The organism is Corynebacterium sp. HMSC067D03 (genome assembly GCF_001811185.1).
Lineage (GTDB): Bacteria > Actinomycetota > Actinomycetes > Mycobacteriales > Mycobacteriaceae > Corynebacterium > Corynebacterium coyleae.
Window position 1 is genome coordinate 103,495 of record NZ_KV803804.1, and the last position, 17,482, is coordinate 120,976.

Annotated in this window: 16 protein-coding genes; 13 read left to right on the forward strand and 3 right to left on the reverse strand. The window is 63.2% G+C overall.

Annotated elements, in window-relative coordinates; genetic code table 11:
- Positions 1–26: 26 nt before the first annotated feature.
- Both HMPREF2785_RS03700 and eccB read left to right on the forward strand, forming a co-directional pair.
- Positions 27–2,132, forward strand: a complete 2,106-nt coding sequence (locus HMPREF2785_RS03700) for a DUF6541 family protein (RefSeq protein ID WP_070614271.1) — start codon at positions 27–29, stop codon at positions 2,130–2,132.
- Between the two features lie 71 nt (positions 2,133–2,203).
- Positions 2,204–3,496 carry a type VII secretion protein EccB gene (gene eccB / locus HMPREF2785_RS03705; protein WP_246821145.1) on the forward strand — a complete coding sequence of 431 codons (1,293 nt, stop codon included), beginning with the start codon at positions 2,204–2,206 and terminating at the stop codon, positions 3,494–3,496.
- On the opposite strand, the gene HMPREF2785_RS03710 is transcribed toward eccB, so the two are convergent.
- Both HMPREF2785_RS03710 and eccD read right to left on the reverse strand, forming a co-directional pair.
- Positions 3,435–4,631, reverse strand: coding sequence for a S8 family serine peptidase (locus HMPREF2785_RS03710; RefSeq protein ID WP_083308839.1), 1,197 nt, complete (start codon positions 4,629–4,631; stop codon positions 3,435–3,437). The genes eccB and HMPREF2785_RS03710 overlap by 62 nt on opposite strands.
- A 2-nt stretch (positions 4,632–4,633) precedes the next feature.
- A complete protein-coding gene (gene eccD / locus HMPREF2785_RS03715) occupies positions 4,634–5,926 on the reverse strand; it encodes a type VII secretion integral membrane protein EccD (RefSeq protein ID WP_070614273.1) in 1,293 nt (430 codons plus the stop codon).
- Positions 5,927–6,147: 221 nt separating this feature from the next.
- Between eccD and eccCb the strand changes: the two genes are divergently transcribed.
- The 10 genes from eccCb (at position 6,148) to HMPREF2785_RS03765 (ending at position 15,843) form a co-directional block, all read left to right on the forward strand.
- The gene (gene eccCb, locus HMPREF2785_RS03720) at positions 6,148–9,642 is read left to right on the forward strand and encodes a type VII secretion protein EccCb (RefSeq protein ID WP_070614274.1); all 3,495 of its coding nucleotides are present in this window, start codon (positions 6,148–6,150) and stop codon (positions 9,640–9,642) included.
- Positions 9,643–10,626, forward strand: coding sequence for a type VII secretion-associated protein (locus HMPREF2785_RS03725; RefSeq protein WP_070614275.1), 984 nt, complete (start codon positions 9,643–9,645; stop codon positions 10,624–10,626).
- Positions 10,627–10,729: 103 nt separating this feature from the next.
- Positions 10,730–11,041, forward strand: coding sequence for a WXG100 family type VII secretion target (locus tag HMPREF2785_RS03730; RefSeq protein WP_070422754.1), 312 nt, complete (start codon positions 10,730–10,732; stop codon positions 11,039–11,041).
- An 18-nt stretch (positions 11,042–11,059) separates the two neighbouring features.
- Entirely contained in the window at positions 11,060–11,344 is a 285-nt protein-coding gene (locus HMPREF2785_RS03735) for a WXG100 family type VII secretion target (RefSeq protein ID WP_070450580.1), read from the forward strand.
- 291 nt (positions 11,345–11,635) lie between these two features.
- On the forward strand, positions 11,636–12,079 hold the full coding sequence (gene rplM, locus HMPREF2785_RS03740) for a 50S ribosomal protein L13 (RefSeq protein ID WP_070422756.1): 444 nt from the start codon (positions 11,636–11,638) through the stop codon (positions 12,077–12,079).
- Entirely contained in the window at positions 12,079–12,618 is a 540-nt protein-coding gene (rpsI, locus tag HMPREF2785_RS03745; RefSeq protein WP_070422757.1) for a 30S ribosomal protein S9, read from the forward strand. Before rplM ends, rpsI begins: the two co-directional genes overlap by 1 nt.
- Before the next feature lie 135 nt (positions 12,619–12,753).
- Positions 12,754–14,097 (forward strand): phosphoglucosamine mutase, encoded by a 1,344-nt coding sequence (gene glmM, locus HMPREF2785_RS03750; RefSeq protein WP_070614276.1) that lies wholly within the window; start codon positions 12,754–12,756, stop codon positions 14,095–14,097.
- A 103-nt stretch (positions 14,098–14,200) separates the two neighbouring features.
- Complete coding sequence (locus HMPREF2785_RS03755) at positions 14,201–14,518, forward strand: hypothetical protein (protein WP_070450572.1); 318 nt, start codon at positions 14,201–14,203, stop codon at positions 14,516–14,518.
- Positions 14,515–15,543, forward strand: a complete 1,029-nt coding sequence (locus HMPREF2785_RS03760) for a hypothetical protein (RefSeq protein WP_101740578.1) — start codon at positions 14,515–14,517, stop codon at positions 15,541–15,543. Before HMPREF2785_RS03755 ends, HMPREF2785_RS03760 begins: the two co-directional genes overlap by 4 nt.
- Positions 15,544–15,597: 54 nt before the next feature.
- Entirely contained in the window at positions 15,598–15,843 is a 246-nt protein-coding gene (locus HMPREF2785_RS03765) for a hypothetical protein (RefSeq protein ID WP_141739346.1), read from the forward strand.
- A gap of 34 nt (positions 15,844–15,877) precedes the next feature.
- Here the strand turns inward: HMPREF2785_RS03765 and HMPREF2785_RS03770 are convergent, their stop codons facing one another.
- On the reverse strand, positions 15,878–16,732 hold the full coding sequence (locus tag HMPREF2785_RS03770) for a dienelactone hydrolase family protein (RefSeq protein WP_070482476.1): 855 nt from the start codon (positions 16,730–16,732) through the stop codon (positions 15,878–15,880).
- Positions 16,733–16,807: 75 nt separating this feature from the next.
- Here HMPREF2785_RS03770 and HMPREF2785_RS03775 point away from each other — a divergent pair, with 75 nt between their 5' ends.
- Positions 16,808–17,467: a hypothetical protein gene (locus tag HMPREF2785_RS03775; RefSeq protein ID WP_070614278.1), complete on the forward strand. Its 660-nt coding sequence runs from the start codon at positions 16,808–16,810 to the stop codon at positions 17,465–17,467.
- Positions 17,468–17,482 lie beyond the last annotated feature (15 nt).

A 17,482-nucleotide genomic window follows, 5' to 3' on the forward strand; every position in this document is an offset into this window, starting at 1 on the left:
GGGTTACTGACAATCTGGGAGGTGCGATGACCACAGCAGCCGCAGCATGGTTTGCAGTTGTGTTTTTCCTGCTTCCCGGATTCCTGGTGGCGTGGGTTGCAGGCCTCCGAGTTCCTGCAGCGGTGACCACGGCGCTGCCGGTGACCTTCGGTGTTATCGGAGTGTCGTCGTGGATGTGGGGCGTGACTAGTGCGCCGTTTAACCTGTGGACGTTCGGGGTGAGCATGGTGCTTGCCCTCGCGGTGGCTGGCGGGTGGCGCTATGCGTTTGCGCGCAAGGCCCGCCGCGGTGGTGATGTGCCGTGGCGCCGTGCGCTTTTTCCCGGCAAGGTGGAGTGGACGCACTGGGGCATTCCGTTTGTCGGGGTAGCGGTCGCGGCGTGGATGGCAGTTACGGACCGGCTGTCGTGGTTGGCTCAGATGCCCAACGGTGCGGACAACATCGTCCAGGGGTGGGATTCGCAGTGGCATGCGAATGCGGTGCGGTTTGTGATGGAGACGGGCGTGGCGTCGTCGACACGCATGGGCGAGCTGCAGAACTTCGAAACGCACGCGCGGCTGTTCTACCCATCGGGATTCCACGCGGGTGTTGCTCTCTTTGCGGAGGCTGCTGGTCTTGAGCCGATTCGGGCGGTCAACATCGCGTCGACGGTGCTGCCAGCGGTGGCACTGCCGCTGACCATGGTGAGTCTGGTGTTCGCGTTTATGCGCTCGACTGGGCTCACCGCGCAGATTGCCGCCGCGTTTGCCGCGATCATGGCGTACGCGGCCCCGCAGCTGCTGTGGGTGCCCGACTACGTGGGGATGTGGCCGTACCTGTTTGCGATGACCCTGACCGGCATCGTGGTTTGGCAGTTCCTTGAAGTTCCGGCACGGCATGCGGGTGCGCTGCCTGCTGCGATCGGGTTCCTTGGCGTGTTGTGCACACACCCGGCTGCGGTGACCGTGGTGGTACTCGGCGTCATCTTTGCGTGGGCGACGTCGCTGCTGGTTCGCCCGGTGCGCTCGCGTTGCAGCGATACGGTGTGGATGGCACTCCCGGCAGCCGCGGCAACGCTCGTGTTTTTGCCCCAAGTGCTGGCGGGGTCGGACCAGGCGAGTGAGGTTGCCTCGTGGGCGCCGCAGGAGAAACTAGGCCGCGGCGGCGCGTGGGGGAGTGCGTTTCGGATGGACACCCGGCACGTCTCTCAGTTTTTCCCGGACTTCGACCCGACGGTGATGCTGTGGCTCGCCGGTGCAGGCGCGCTGGCGTTGGTGCTGTGGCGTGGCCAGGTGTGGCCTGTGCTGTTGTATGTGGTTTCGCTTGCGGTGACCGCAAATGCGCTCACACCATTCGATAACGCGTGGGGCGATGTACTGGCCATGGTGGGCAACCTGCACTACAGCACGGGGCACCGGCTGATCATGCCGGTGGTGATGTGCGTGTGGGCAGCGGCCGCCATCGGCATTGCTGTGATTATCCGCCTTGTCACCTTCGCTCCACTCGCAGCACGAACCGGTACGGGGCAGCGAGCCACGGTGCTGGCGTCGATCGCGGTGGCGGTGATCGCCGGGTCTGCGGCGGTGCCACAGGTACGCAACCACACTGAGGCTGGTGCACAGGACGCGTTTGCTACCCCGCGCCAAAGCGGACGGATGGTAAGCGCGGATGACCTCCAGGTGTTTGACTGGTTGGCGACCCAGGACGCAGCGTGGGAAGGCACGATCATGGGTGATCCTGCGGATGGATATTCGTGGATGTATGCCTACAACGGGTTGCCGTCGGTTTCCCGCCATTACCTATGGCCGACCGGCGGGATTGGCTCAGCGCACGACACAGTTTTCCAGCACGCGGACTTCATCGGAGAAGACAACGGCGAAGTGGTGGAGCAGGCGCTGAAGGACTTGAACGTACGGTTCTTTGTGCTCAGCCCGGGGTCGTTTTGGGCGGACCAGAAACCGCAGTATCCGATGCTGCGGGCGTTCTGGGCGTCAAACGGGGTGACGCCGGTGTATCGCAAGGGCACGACGTCGGTGTTTGCGGTCAACAGCGAGTTCTCCACCGCCCAGTTGCGGGCGATGCGCAAAGACGGACAGGACCACGGCTCGGATGAGCTTTACGAGCTTGAAGATGCCGGTGTAGCCGCCTGGTAGATGCGCGCGGGGTGCTAAGGCTGTAGCCTGTTGAGTACTTACTCGGGGGAGGGGGAATTATGGCGAAACTTTTGCCTACTACACGTGCCCAGGTTTCGGGCCACCAGTTCATGCGCCGTCGTATGGAGCATGGGTTGTTGTTCGGGGATATCCGGATGATTCATGACCCGTTGTCGGCGCGCCATCGCGCCACGGTGTTTGGTGTTGCTGCGGTGGTGATGATCGCCGGGGTGATGGGGTTGTTTGCGTGGATGCGTCCGAATGCAGATCCGGGGGATGCCCCGATTCTGCGGGCGTCGGACGGCACGCTGTATGTGCGTGTTGATGACACTGTTCATCCGGTGACCAATCTTTCTTCTGCACGCTTGATTGCTGGTGCGGCGGCTGATCCGTCGCGGGTGGGTGATGAGCATTTGGCGGCGATGCCACGTGGCGTTCCGGTGGGCATTGTGGCTGCGCCGGCGATGTTTGCGCCGGAGGGTGCGGTTGATGCTGCATGGTCGGTGTGTGCGGTGCCGGGCCGTGTGACGGTGGTTGCGGGGCAGCGTCCGGAGCCTTTGCTTGGCGACGATACCGTGCTGGCCACCGACGGCACCCGCCAATGGTTGGTGACTGGTGAGGGCAGACAGTTGCTGCCTGATGCGGCGTCCCCGCAGGGGCGTATTGTGCGCCGTGCGTTGGGGGTCGGGCACACCACTCCGATGTGGGAGCCACCGTTGCAGGTGATGACGGCGCTGAAGGAATTGCCACCGGTATCAGTACCTGCGCCCGACCGGCTGCCAGAAGTATTGGTCGCTGAGAGCGGTGCGTGGGCGCTGTTCAACGGGAGAATCGAGCCGCTCAGTGAGGTGCAGCAGGCAGTGCTGTTGGATGCTGGCGCGAAGCAACGCAGCATCGGCCGCGAACAGTTAGCCACGTATCAGGACGGGGACTTAGGGCTGACGATTCCAGAGCGTCGCCCGCAGTGGGTTGACCCGGTGCAGCAGACGGTATGCGTGGACCAGGACCGTGGTGGCGCGGTGCAGTCCGGTACAGAACACGACGGTATAAAACACGACGGTACAGAACACGCTGGTGCAGCACGGTACGGCGCAGTGCGATCCGGTGATGCTTCGGCGATTGCGCTGTCTGGGGCGTCGGTGGCGACACACTTTGCGGGGCTTGCGGATGGCTCGATCGGTGTGGATTCCGGCCATGGCTTCCACGTCGTGGCGAGCAACGGGTTGCGCCACCGTGCACCCGATGCGGAAACACTTGCCACGGTGGGTGCGGTGCATGTCGAGCGCGTGCCTTGGGAGATTGTCAGCCTCTTGCCGGAGGGCGAGGAGCTGACCCGGGCTGCGGCTTTGACCGCCACGTACTAGCAGCGCACAGCGCAAGGGCGCCCAGTAGAGCGAACACAACTGCGCCGAGGCCGACACTGCTGAACCGTTTCGCGGCCAAGGAGGCGGTGCGCTCTGTTGGGGCCACGGTGACGGTGTCCCGTGGCGCGATGTCGTCCGGGGTGAGTTGGCTGATCACGTTGTGCGGGGTGATGGCGCCGCCGCCGTGTTGTGCTGCGGCGGTGATGAGCGTGCGCACGTGGTCCGGCGTGATGCCGGGGTAGCGCTGCATGAGTAACGCGGCCGCACCACTGACTACCGGTGCGGCGAAGCTGGTTCCAACGTAGGGGCGTGACCCGTCGCGGGTGAGCGTGCCGTCGGCCCAGCCGTTGCCGCTGGATGCGAGCGCGTGTGGGACAAGACCGGCTGCGGAGATTTCCGCTGGCAAGGAGTATGACGCGAGCGTGTGGGTGTCCTCGCGAGCCCCCACAGCAAGCACCGTGGGAAACAGAGCTGGGATCACGCTAAAGCCTGGTTCACAATCGGCGCTGGTGTTGCCGGATGCGGCGACGACGACTGCGCCGTCGGCCTCGGCACGGTGCAACGCGCCGCGCAGCCCATTGAGGTCGATGCGCGAGGCAAGCCCCGGGTCCACACAGGACACGACAGAGACGTTGAGCACGCGCGCCCCCTCGTCGAGCGCGTTGTTGATTGCAGAGGCGAGCGTCTCAAGGTCCCCCGCGACAGATTGGCCGCGGCCACCGCGGTAATGGGCTGACGTTTGGCGCACCGCGAGGATCTCCGCATCTGGTGCGATGCCGAGCGTGCGCCCAGCGATGACGCCGGCGACGACGGTGCCGTGGCTGTCGCAGTCCGCAAGCGCGTTGTCGCCGACAAAGTCGGCTCCGGGGCGCAGGTGATTAAGTTCCGGGTGTGGAGCGACGCCAGTGTCGATGACGGCGACGCGCACGCCGGCTCCGGTGGCGAAGCGACGGAGCTCGTGGAGCTCCGCAGGTGTCTCACCTGGTGGTTGTGCTGCCGAAGGCACGGCGCAGGCGATGTCTTGGGCGGAGGCGTAGGTAAGCGAGCCCGGCGCGAGTGCTGCAGGTGCGCAGAGTACAGGCATGGCGAGCATCAGTGGCAACAGTGCGGAAGCGGGCAGGGAACGTGTGCGCATTGTTACAGCCCTCGAATCAGGTCGAAGACCCCGGTGAGGTGTACCGCGAGTGGGATGACGGCGATGAGGGCGGCGATTTCGGCACGTTCGAACCAGACAACGGTTGTCGGTTCTAGGTCGGGTACGCGCCGGGCCCACAGCACGGTGGTTGTAGCTGCCAGTGCGGTGAGGACGGCGATGGTGATGAGGGCGGGATGCGGGTCGTCGATACGCACAACGCTGATGGCGGAAGCAATGACTGCCGCGAGTGCTATCGCCATCAGCGCAATGCGGGTTGCAGCCCAGTGGTGGCGCGATGCGTAGACGACGAGTGCGCCAGCGATGCAGGTGCAGAACACGAAGTTCCATGCACCGCCGCTGCTGCCGATCTGGAGGAGCGCAGGGATGCTCACTGTGGCAATTCCGGCGGTGACTGCGCTGGCGATGGTGGTGGCGACTCGGCTGCGTGCGTCGACGTCTGGTTGGTATTCGTCGGCGCGATCGAATTCTTCGCCGGCGGTGGGCACGTGCGCCACGGCAAGGCCTGCAGCACGGGTGGCGATGCCGGGTGTGGCGGCAACCGTAAACAGGCCGGTGAGGACGGATAATGCGGCAGGCGCGTTTGCGGCGGGCAGCCAGGTGCCTAACGTGCCGATGCCGCTGAGCACACCAACCGTGACAGCAAACGCCACCAATGCAGGGCCTGCAAGGCGCAGAGCCACTCCAATGCCGACGGTGATGAAGGCTGTGACGACACCTGCGAGTGCGCCAAGAGCAACGTCTGTGCTGTGCAGGTTCGGTTCTGCGCCACCGATGACCCATGTGGCGGCGGCCCAGCCGAGGCACAACGGCGCGGCAGCAAACACGGCGGGCGATTTCGCAACAGCAGCGAGGGTGAGCGCACATAACCCGGTGACGGCGAAGGTCGCGGGAGGTGGGGTAAACATGCTGAGCAGCAACGCAATGCACGCTAACCCTACGAGGGTTGCGGCGGCGTCGAGGCCGCGCACGCTGCGGGCATTGCGGCCTGCGTGCGCGAGGGCGTCGGCGGCGTCGCGTACCACGGGAGGTGCGATGGGTTCTTTGGGGCGCAGGGCGATCACGGCGCCGTCGTGAAGCTTGAGCGCGTACAACGGCGTGTGCATGTCGAGTGGGCGTCCGCCTGCCGTGGAGATTTCCCACGGGCGGTGGATCTGCGGCAGTTCCACAAGACGCGCCAATTCGGGCAGCACCTCTGCAAACGTTGAGGATGTCGGCAGTGTGACATCGATATCGCGGTGAAACGCCGCAACAGAAACACGTACGGTTACGCGCACAATGTGGTGCGCCGAAGTAGCAACCAAAACTCTTCCCCCGGAAGTCTCAACGCGTGGCCCCCATTTGCCACGCAACTTGGGCCAGTATGGCGCACCGTTACGCTGCAGTCCAGCTTTTCGTACCCCTTTGGCGGGCAAATGGTCTACACTGCGCTCAACACTATGCCCAACACAGTTCGGGGGAACTGTGGCCACATGGGGTGAAAAGGGGGGATCCACGAATGCTCGGGTTAGACCACGATGCTGTGCTCGCACCAACTGCGGGCACACCTGACGTGCCGGCACTGCCAACAGGACAACTGCGTGCAGAGCCAGTCCCAACAGCGCAAAAGCCGCAGACGCAGCCGGTGATCAAAATCTTGCTGCCAATTGTGATGGTGGTTGCCGTTGGTGCGGTGATGGCGCTGATGATGACATCTGGACGCACTGTGAGCCCAATGATGTTGATCTTCCCGCTGATGATGCTTTTCGGACTGTTGGGCATGATCAATCCGCAAGATCGGCAGGGAGATATCAACGAAACGCGCCGGGTGTACCTGCGCCACCTGGATGCGTTGACCCGGAAGGCGCGCGCGAACGCAGCGCAACAGCGCGCGCACGCGACAGGGTTGCACCCGGCTCCGGCAGATCTTGTTGCTGCGACACCGGTGGAGCGGGTTTGGGAGCGCACTGCGGCGTCACCGCTGGCGTTGACCGTCCGGTTGGGGACTGGCAGCGGTGCGCTGTGCACGCCTGTCGATGTAGAGGATCCGGGAAGCCCAGAGGACCTTGACCCGGTGTGCGCGGTGAGTCTTCGTCGCACTGTCGCTGCTGTAAGCACCGTGCCTGGCATGCCGATTGTTGTGCAGCTCGATGCATTTCCCGCGGTCACCCTGGCTGGTCCCGGTGCGCATGAGGTGGCGCGTTCCATCGTGTGCCAACTCGCGTTTTTTCATGGGCCCGAGTTGATCAGCATCGACGCGCCATTCGCGTGGGCGAAGTGGCTGCCGCACGCTCGCGCGGAACATGCACGTTTTCGCGTGGTGCTTATCGACGCCACCGTGGAGCACCTCCACGCCCCCGACGCCGACTGTGTGATTGTCGTCCACCCGGACGAGCACTACTTTGTGGACCCGGATGCCTTCCACCTCGTGTGCACCGATACGCTCGCTGCGGTCACCGAACAGGGCATGGAGCAACTCGGCCTTCCGGACTCGTTCACTGACGCGCAGGCCGAGTTCATCGCTCGCCACCTCGGGTTCTACCGACGCCCAGAAGGTGCGAGTGAAGACACGGGCGATCTGCTTGCCATGCTGGGGATTACGGACCTGGATGCACTCGATGCCACCACAATGTGGCCGGGGATGCGCAACAAGCTTGTCGTGCCCATCGGCGCGACCCCCGATGGGCAGCCGGTGTACCTGGACTTCAAAGAATCAGCGCTCGGTGGCATGGGCCCACACGGGCTCTGCATCGGAGCTACCGGTAGTGGTAAGTCCGAACTGCTTAAGGAAATCGTTGTTGCGCTTGCCGCAACGCACTCGCCGGACGAGCTCAACTTGGTGCTTGTGGACTTCAAGGGCGGCGCAACCTTCCTCGGCTGCGAGGACCTGCCCCACACCAGTGCGGTGATCACCAACCTTGAAGACGAGGCCGTGCTGGTCGAGCGCATGTTTGATGCCATCTCCGGCGAGTTGAACCGCCGCCAGGAACTGCTGCGTGCCGCAGGCAACTTTGCCAACATCACCGACTACACCCGCGCCGGGCACACACTGCCGTCGCTGGTGATCATCGTCGATGAGTTTTCAGAATTGCTCTCGCAACACCCGCACTTCGCGGACCTTTTCGTCGCGGTGGGCCGCCTGGGCCGCTCACTTGGTGTGCACTTGTTGCTCGCCTCGCAGCGGCTCGAGGAAGGAAAGCTGCGCGGGCTCGATTCCCACTTGTCGTATCGCATCGGGTTGAAGACGTTTTCCGCAGGGGAGTCGCGCCAAGTCCTCGGCGTGCCGGATGCCTATGAACTGCCCAGTGAGCCGGGCTCGGGTTACCTCAAGTCAGGTATGGAACTCACTCGCTTTAGGGGTTCTTACGTCTCCGGCCCGCTGACCCGCCAGGTGCTGTCGCACTCCGACGACACCCCGACAGTGCGGGTGTTTACCGGCGATGAGATAGAAATCGCTCCGCAAACCGTGACCGATACCGACTATTCGACAACCCTGTTCGACGCCGTTGTGGAGAAAGCCCGCGACGTCGCCGCCACCCGGAGCATGCGCGCCCACCAGGTCTGGCTGCCACCGTTGCCGGATACTCTCGCGCTTTCTTCGCTTGTCGACGACACCATCGCCCTCGTCGACGAGCCCTATCGCCAACTCCAAGTCCCCTTCGCCGTGGACTTTTCCCGTGCCGGTGGGCATGCCGCCATTGCTGGTGCGCCGCAGACGGGGAAGTCGATGGCGGTGCGGTCGATCGTCGCCAAGCAAGCGCTGTGTCGCACAACCGATGAGGTGGCGATTTACATCATCAACGCTGGCGGCGGCGACTACAGCGACATCGAATCCCTGCCTCACGTGGCGGGTGTGGCGAACGTGAAGGATGAAGAACGCACGCGTCGTGTTATCGACGAGGTCACCGGACTCCTGGATGCGCCTGCCTCGCGCGCGACACTGCTCGTTGTCGATGGTTGGCATGCGTTGCTGGCCAACGATTCCAAACTCGAAGACCTGCGTGATCCTTTGGCGCGAATCGCCTCCGAAGGCCCTGCGGCACGCGTGCACCTGCTGATTACCACACAGCGGTGGAACGCGGTGCGCGCGAATGTGCGCGACCTCATCGGCACCCGCATCGAGATGCGCCTGACCGAGCCGATGGATTCGCTGATCGACCGCAAGGCCCAAGAACGCCTCGCCGCCGTGCCGGGACGTGCGCTCACCCCGGACGGCAAAGTCATGCATGTCGCGCTGACCAGCGCCGAAGACATCGCACACATCGCAGCCCAGGCGGCGATCCAGACGCCGGTGCCACGCCTGCGCGTGCTGCCAGCAAGAGTCGACGCGCAACCGCTTATCGACGGCACCCGCATCCCACTCGGCATTGGCGGAGCGGACCTTGCACCGCTGTACTCCACCGGCCACATCCTGGCCATCGGTGCAGGCGGCGCGGGCAAATCCGCCTTCATCGCCAGCACGATTGCGGCTATTTCAGCGATGCCACGCGAACAAGCCCGCATGGTGATCTGCGACCCGCGCCGGGCACACCTGGCTCATGCGGACAGCGACATGGTCGCGGCGTACGCAGCTTCCTCGAGTGCGCTCACCGATGCGGTGCGCTCGCTGGCCACCACGCTGACCTCGCGACTGCCGGGCAGCGACGTCACGCCCGCCCAACTGGCAGACAGGTCCTGGTGGGCAGGCCCAGAGCTCTACTTGCTTATCGACGATCTCGACCTGGTCGGCGACGAACCACTGCGCCCAATCATCGACTTGTTGCCCCACGCGCGTGACATCGGCTTGCACATCGTGGTGGCACGCAAGTTCGGCGGTGTTGGGCGTGCCATGTTTGGCCCGTTCCTCGCCGCTGTGAAAGACCTTCACCCAGACGTGCTGATTCTGGACGGCACCAAGGACGAAGGCGCACTCTTCGGCGTCCGACCGGCACCGCAGCCACCAGGGCGCGCAACGCTCGTACAGGGCGAGCCGAAGGGCATGATCCAACTGCCGATGCTGAATATGGGGGACTAAATGACAGACCTGCGCATTACCGCGACCGATGCGTCGACCGTGTTCACCGGTGCAGCCGACGTCCACCGCTTCGACGCGCCAAGCAGCCGTGAAATCGCGAACACGATCCGCACTGTGCTGGGGCCGAACCCAGACGGGGCACACGTGCACATCACCGCAGACGACACGCGCCTACGCGAGCTCGAGTACGCCCTGGCGGACTACGACATTGACTTAACCACCGAACTCCTTGGTCCCGATCCGGCAGACGTGCCACGTTCGCTCAACGCACCCTCCGCGCCACCTGCGCCGTGGGATCCGCCACGGGACCCGCCGACAGACACGTTCGCGGCAATTGCGGACAACCGCTCGTCAAACATCGGCGTCTGGATCATCGCCGCAGTCGTCGCGGTGGTCGTAGTCGTGTGTGCGGTGGTCATCTTCAACGTTGTCTGGAAAGGCAGCGTTGGCAGTGCCGGCAGCGTCAGCAGTGCAGCGAACACGGACAGTTCAATTGCGACACCGACGGCTACTGAAGCTGCGGCGGGGGCAACGCCGTCTGTGGCGGTGGAGTCGTCGATACGCGAAGAAGCACCGCAGACCGTCCTGCTTGAACAAGACGGCCTTCAAGTGGAACTGCCTGCCGGGTTCGCGCTTGAGGCCGACGATGGCACGTGGCGCGCAACCGGCGATGATCCGAATTTCCGCCTCCACATCGCCGTCGAGAGGCTGTACCAACTACCGGCCAAGACTATGGCCGAGCAACTCCTCGCCGATGTTGAGGCGGACCCGCAAACAGAACTTGTGGACACGGACGGCACCTCGGTGACCTACCTGGAGCGCGCCGCGGATGGATCGCAGGCGCTCTGGAAGACCTGGCCGCACGGCACCACCCAGCTTTTCGTGGGCTGCCACACGCGCCATGAACCCACCACAGTGCAACGCGCAACGTGTCGAATGGCCATGGAAACCGCTGAATTTAAGGGGGCTGACATGCGGACATGAAAAACTTTTGAATTCGATGGAACCGAAAGCACCAAATGTCAGTCAGATATATGAACGGCAAACACACACCGTTCATCCAACCTAAACACACAAGGGGGAAACCATGGAGCTGTTCGCCACTGAAGCGGAGGTCATGCGCGCCGCCGCAGACCGTACCGACGACACCAACGCAAACGTCAACCGTGAAATCGATCGCATCCAACAGGTAGTCGAATCCACTCGCAACTACTGGGTGGGCAACGCGCAGCGCAGTTTCGACGACCTGATGATGCGCTACGACGACGCTCAAAAGCGTTTGTCGGAGGCGTTGACCGCGATCTCCGCGAACATTCGCGACAACGCGAAGCACTACGAGTCCACCGACGCAACCAACACCGACAGCCTCCGTCAGCTCGCTGGCGGACTCGCACTCTAACCACAAGGGGGAACCACCATGCAGATCAAATACGACTTCACTCAGATCGCCGGCGCATCCGAAGATATGCGCGCATCCGCATCCCGCATCAACGGCGACCTGGCCGAACTGAAGCAGATGCTCCAGCCCATGGTTCAGACCTGGGAAGGTACCGCCGCCACCGCCTACCAGGCACACCAAGCCAAGTGGGATCAGGCAGCAGAGGATCTCAACCAGATCCTCACCCAGATCGCACAGACCGTTGAGGATGGCAACTCCACCATGTTGGCCGTCAACAACGCTGCAGCGAACAGCTGGGGCTAATCAACAGACTTGCGTCGGGGCGACAACGCCGACCATCGGGGGATAGGGCGCGGCAGACCCGTCCCCGGCGCATCCACAAAAGAAAAAGGGGGACTCGGGGGAAACGCCGCCGCAGGTGACTATGGGGAACACCTGCGGCGGCGTTTTTGTTTTGCGGCCAGATTGCCGTAGTGTTTAATCCCTGTGTGTCCCGCCTGACGCGCGTTTCGGGTCTCCACCGGCCGCCGGAACCGTCGAGGAACATGCGAAGTATGGCCGGCAGCAATCTAGACAGACTTTAAGGAGTCATGCATGTCTACTTACCACCCGAAGAGCGGTGACGTAACCCGTAACTGGTACGTCATCGACGCAACCGACGTGGTGCTGGGCAAGCTTGCTTCCACCGCAGCAGACCTGCTGCGCGGTAAGCACAAGCCGCAGTTCGCACCGAACGTTGACACCGGCGATCACGTCATCGTGATCAACGCCGACAAGATCCACATCTCCTCCAACAAGCGCGATCGCGAGATGCGTTACCGCCACTCCGGCTACCCGGGTGGTCTGAAGTCCATGACCCTGGGCCGCGCACTGGACGAGCGTCCGGACCGCGTGATCGAGGAAGCTGTGAAGGGCATGATGCCGCACAACAAGCTCTCCCGCCAGTCTATCAAGAAGCTGCACGTCTTCGTCGGCTCCGAGCACCCGTACGCTGCTCAGAAGCCGGAAACCTACGAGTTTAAGCAGGTGGCACAGTAATGACCGAGCCGAACAACTACGACAACCTCGCTGCCGACACCGACATCGATGCCGCAACCGCAGCAACCGAGGAGTTCAACTACACCATCGGTGACGCAATTGCGCCGGAGGCTGACGCTGCTGAGGAGACCGTTGAGGTCGCACCGCTGCACGAGGGCCCGATCCAGACTGTTGGTCGTCGTAAGCGCGCAATCGCTCGCGTGACCGTCGTCGAGGGCGAAGGCAAGATCACAGTCAACGGCCGTGAGTTCGAGGAGTACTTCCCGAACAAGCTGCACCAGCAGGACATCCTGACCCCGCTGACGCTGCTCGAGCGCGAGGGCCAGTTCGACATCAAGGCCAACATCTCCGGTGGTGGCCCGACCGGCCAGTCCGGTGCTCTGCGTCTGGCTATTGCCCGCGCACTGAACATCTACAACCCGGCTGAGCGCCCGACCCTGAAGAAGGCCGGCCTGCTCACCCGTGACGCTCGTGCCGTGGAGCGCAAGAAGGCTGGTCTGCACAAGGCCCGTCGCGCACCGCAGTACTCCAAGCGTTAATCGCTGGCTTACTCCACACGCCGTCGCCCGGTTTCGGGTGGCGGCGTTTGCCGTTTCTTCTGTCATTGTTGGTGAGCTGACCGGTTGCGAGGGTTCGTCGATAAGCAATTGCAGCAAGCATGCATAATTGTGGGCATGACTCGATTGTTTGGAACTGATGGTGTTCGCGGCTTGGCCAACGAGGCGTTGACGGCACCGTTGGCGTTGAAGCTCGGTGCAGCTGCGGCGACGGTGTTGACGAAGGACCGTCGCTCCGGGAAGCGTCGTCCGGTGGCGCTGATTGGGCGTGATCCGCGCGTGTCTGGCGAGATGCTGGCGGCTGCAATGGCAGCAGGTATGGCATCGAAGGGCGTAGACGTGCTGCGCGTCGGTGTGATTCCGACCCCAGGCTTGGCGTTTCTTACCGACGACTACGGCGCCGACATTGGCGTGATGATCTCCGCGTCTCATAACCCGATGCCCGATAACGGCATTAAGTTCTTCTCCGCCGGTGGGCATAAGCTGCCGGACCATATTGAAGACGAGATTGAACGCGCCATGGACGAGCTGGAGGAAACGGGCCCGACCGGCACCAGCATTGGGCGTGTGATCGAAGAGGCTCCGGATGCGCAATCGCGCTACTTGGCGCACTTGGCTGATGCGGTAAGCACCGACCTGTCAGGTATCAAGGTTGTGGTGGACTGCGCGAACGGTGCAGCGTTCGAGGTAGCCCCGAAGGCGTATGCGGCAGCGGGAGCTGACGTGACCGCGATCTTTAACAAGCCCGACGCCTACAACATCAACGACGGCGCAGGCTCCACGCACATGGAGCAGATTCAGCGCGCAGTGGTTGAGCACGGCGCGGACCTTGGTTTGGCGCACGATGGTGACGCGGATCGTTGCTTGGCTGTGGACGCCGAGGGCAATGTTGTCGACGGCGACCAGATCATGGCTGTACTGGCAACCGCGATGCGCGACAACAACTCGTTGCGCTCCAACACGCTGGTGGCCACGGTGATGAGCAACCTGGGGCTGAAGCAGGCAATGAAGCGCGAGGGCATCGAGATGCGGGAGACCAAAGTGGGCGACCGTTATGTCCTCGAAGAGCTCAACCGTGGCGACTTCTCCTTGGGTGGCGAGCAGTCCGGCCACATTGTGGTTCCGGAGCATGCGACCACGGGCGATGGCGTGCTGTCCGGTCTGATGCTCATGGCACGCATGGCTGAGACCGGGAAGTCGCTCGCTGAGTTGGCGAGTGTGATGACCGTGCTGCCACAGACGCTGATCAACGTTCCGGTCTCAGACAAGTCGCGCATTCTTGACGACGAATCCGTTACCGTCGCGATCCGCGAAGCCGAAGCGGAGCTGGGCGATACCGGCCGTGTCTTGCTGCGTCCGTCGGGTACCGAGGAGCTGTTCCGCGTGATGGTGGAAGCAGCTGAGGAAGAACAGGCACGAAAGGTTGCCGGACAGCTCGCGGCGGTCGTCGCAGCCGTGTAACTTCTGAGTAAGAAGTTTTTTGCCCCGGCAGGGAACCGCCGGGGCGTTGGGGGAGTCTAACTAAGTAGAAATAGTTGGACTGGAATCTTTTCAGGGGTGGGAAATGACACGACATGTCAGTGCTGTCGACGTTGACGTTGACAATGTTCGAACGCAGTACGGTGCCGCGATTAACGCGTACCGTGCTGCGGCGCACGACCTCGACACGAGGCGCATCACGGTGGACCCGTCTGCTTTCGGCGATGGCTTCGCGGAGCAAGGCCGGCGTGTTGCTGAGGCACTTGAGGCGCTTCACAGTACGTCGAAGCGGTTTTTAGAGGTCCGTAGCGAGAACTGGGAGCAGGTGCTCGCGCTTACCGACGACATCGTGGCCGCCGATGCACTCGCCGCCGAGGTGCTTGAGGGGGTGGAGCAGCCATGATGCCGACAGTGCAAGATGATGTCCGCACCCTCGTCGAAGCAGTCGAGGTTGCACCTGAGGTGCCAGAACACCAGCGCAATGCCGTGCGAGGCCTTGCCGGTGAGTTGATGTCCGAGTCCTCATGCATCAACGGGCTCGACCTTTCGGTGTTCGCACAGATCGGCCTGCAATTGGCGTTGAGTTGTGAGCGTCCGGATACACCAGCGCGCACGTGCACGGCAGATAACAGCGGATGGTTTGAAGAGGTGGGCATCCGGGATCGGGAGTGCCGAAATGAAGCCCGCGAGACCGACCACTTTGAACACGTCAAGCAGGTAGGCCAGCGTATTGGAGAGTGCTCTTCGGCGATAGAAGCGATCGTGCGCTCAGCTGATATGGCGATTCGTGCGATCTTGGAACCTGCGCGCCGTGTGTTCGAAATCGCGCAGCGTTGCGGGATCACTCAGATTGTGGAGATCGCCGTAGAGGTGATCATCGAAGCGCTGCGGTGTGCAACGGCAACGACCACGGACCGAAATGGGGTGATCCGGGAGTGCCTCGACAGCATTGCCGAGTGCACTGGTGAGGCGGCGCAAACCCAGCCAGAGCCTGCGGTGGAGAAACCATGCGACACGGTTGCAAGCTCCTCGGTCGGCACTGTGGCCGCCGGCGTGAATATCTCGGTCGATGTGGGGCTGAAGCTGGGCGTTGAGCTCGACCTCGCACAAGGAGAGGTGGAATGCCCGCCGGAGGAAGCACCGAAGCCGGAGCCTGAACCACCGGCGAAACCAGCACCGAAACCTGCTCCAGCACCGGCGCCAACGCCACCGCCACCGCCACCGCCTGCACCTGCACCGACACCGACTAAGGATGGGGTTATCGCCCCACCGCCAGAACTGTCGCAGGTGCAAGAGCCGCCACCACCGCCGAAGAAGGCACAGCACGTCGATACAACAGCTGCTTCCGTAGGTGGCGCAGACGGGGCACAATCAGGCGCTCAGGGCGGGCAGGATCCGTGGGCAATGAAGAAAACGGGGGAGTGGTAACCAATGGATTACGAGTTGTTTGTGCTCCAGTTCCAACGTAGGACGCAAAAACGCATGGCTGATTTTGAGGCCATGATGCGCGAGCACCAGAACAAGATGGAACAAACTGCGAAGCACTACGCCAGAGCGCGCGAGACGATGGAACGGCCGAAGCCGGTCGCGCCGCGTGGGGATTACACCTTGGAACGCTCGCGTGTGTCTGCGGCGCGTCGCGCAAGAAGGGCGCAGGTGCATGCGGTGCTGCAAAGCCAGGCCCGGGGGACTCCGCCGGAGCAGCCCGGCGTGGGCGAAGAGGCCTAACCCGCGAGTGAGAACCTCGCGGAAGCGCGCCGCCCTAGAACAGGGAGAAACCGGCGTTGTCGCGGGCCAGCCCCGCGGCCTTGGCGAGCTTCTCGCCAGAAAGGGAGACCACGCCAGAGCCTTCGGCGTCGGCTTCCGCGTAGCCGGCGTAGGCCTTCTCGTCGTTTAGCACGTGCAGCAAGTAGCCCACGAGCAAGCCGCGCACGGTTTCTTGCAGTGCGCGGTCGGACTTACCCAGGCCGAGGATGCGCTTGATCATGCCGTCTTCGGAGAAGGACTGCTGATCGCCCTTCTTCGGTGCGCGGTAGACCACATCGCCCGCCCAGTTGTAGGCAAGCTTTGCGGGGTTGCCCGGGTCGAACAAGGAATCGCCGTCCTCGCCGGGACCGATGACCATGCCGGGGGCGAAGAGCGCACGGGCTGCTTCCACCGCGGACGGTGCGACGTTTGCCGGGTACACCGTCGCCACAGCCTTCACCTTCGGGTTGTCTACCGCCGCAAGCACTGCGGCGCCACCACCCATGCCGTGGCCGACGATGCCGAGTTTGCCTGGGGAGACAGAGATGTTGCCGTTGCCTAGTCGCACGCCGGCGAGGATCTGCAGGCTCGTCTCCAGGTCTGCAGCAAAGCCACGGTGATCTGGCCTAAACCCGGTTTCGGTGTTGGGTGCTGCGACTGCGATGCCCCAGCTGGCCAGGTGGCGCAGTGTGCCGTGGTAGTCGTCGACGTCTTTCGTCCAGTCGTGGCCGAACGCGACAGCGGGCAGGTTCTTGCCCTCGGCAGGGGTGTACACCTTGCCGGGCAGGCCCGTGTAGCCCAAGTCGCCTTCAAGGACGCGGTGGGGGCCACGCTTGGACAGGTCAGAGAGTTTCTTTAGCTTCGCAGACACGCCGACGATCCTACTGCATCCTTGTCTGGACTAGGGTGAGTCCATCGTTGCAGGCGGGGTTACTCAGGAGGCAGGATGCTCGGCGCGTTACAGCTCGCATTCGTCGATTCGGTGAACCTTCTGCTCATCGGGGTCATCGTTGCAGTAGGAATTGCGGTGCCACGGGGAAACGGCCGCTACGCCAAGACGACATCGTTGCTGATTGCCGGTGACTGGCTGGGGGTGGCGGGGCTTGCGCTGCTGATGCTTGTCATTTTCGACGGGTTGGGCTCCGCCGTTGAACGTTTTGTCAACGGCCCTGTCTTCGGTGTGTTGCTGATCGCAACGGGTTTGCTGACGGCGGTGCTTGCCATGCGTGGCGGTGACAACCAGGCGCTGACGCAGAAGATCATGCAGCACCTGAACACGCCCGGTCCGCTGACGGTGCTGACGGGTTTTGTCTTGGGGCTGGTGCAGTCCGCTACCTCGGCACCGTTTTTCGGCGGGCTTGCGCTGCTGTCCGCCTCGGGTATTGACGCGCAGGTGCGTTACGCGGCGATTCCGCTGTACGCCTCGGTGGCGTTGTCGCTGCCAACGCTGTGTGCGCTGCTGGTCGGGTTGGTGCGCGCTCGTCCTGAAAGTCTCGCAGGCAGGGGGTTTGCGTGGGCGCGCAGCCACCCGCAGCAGGTGACGGCAGCCGCGACGTGGGCTGTGGCAGTAATGCTGACTGTGCTGGGTGTCGTGCACCTGCTGTAGGTGGTGCACAATGGG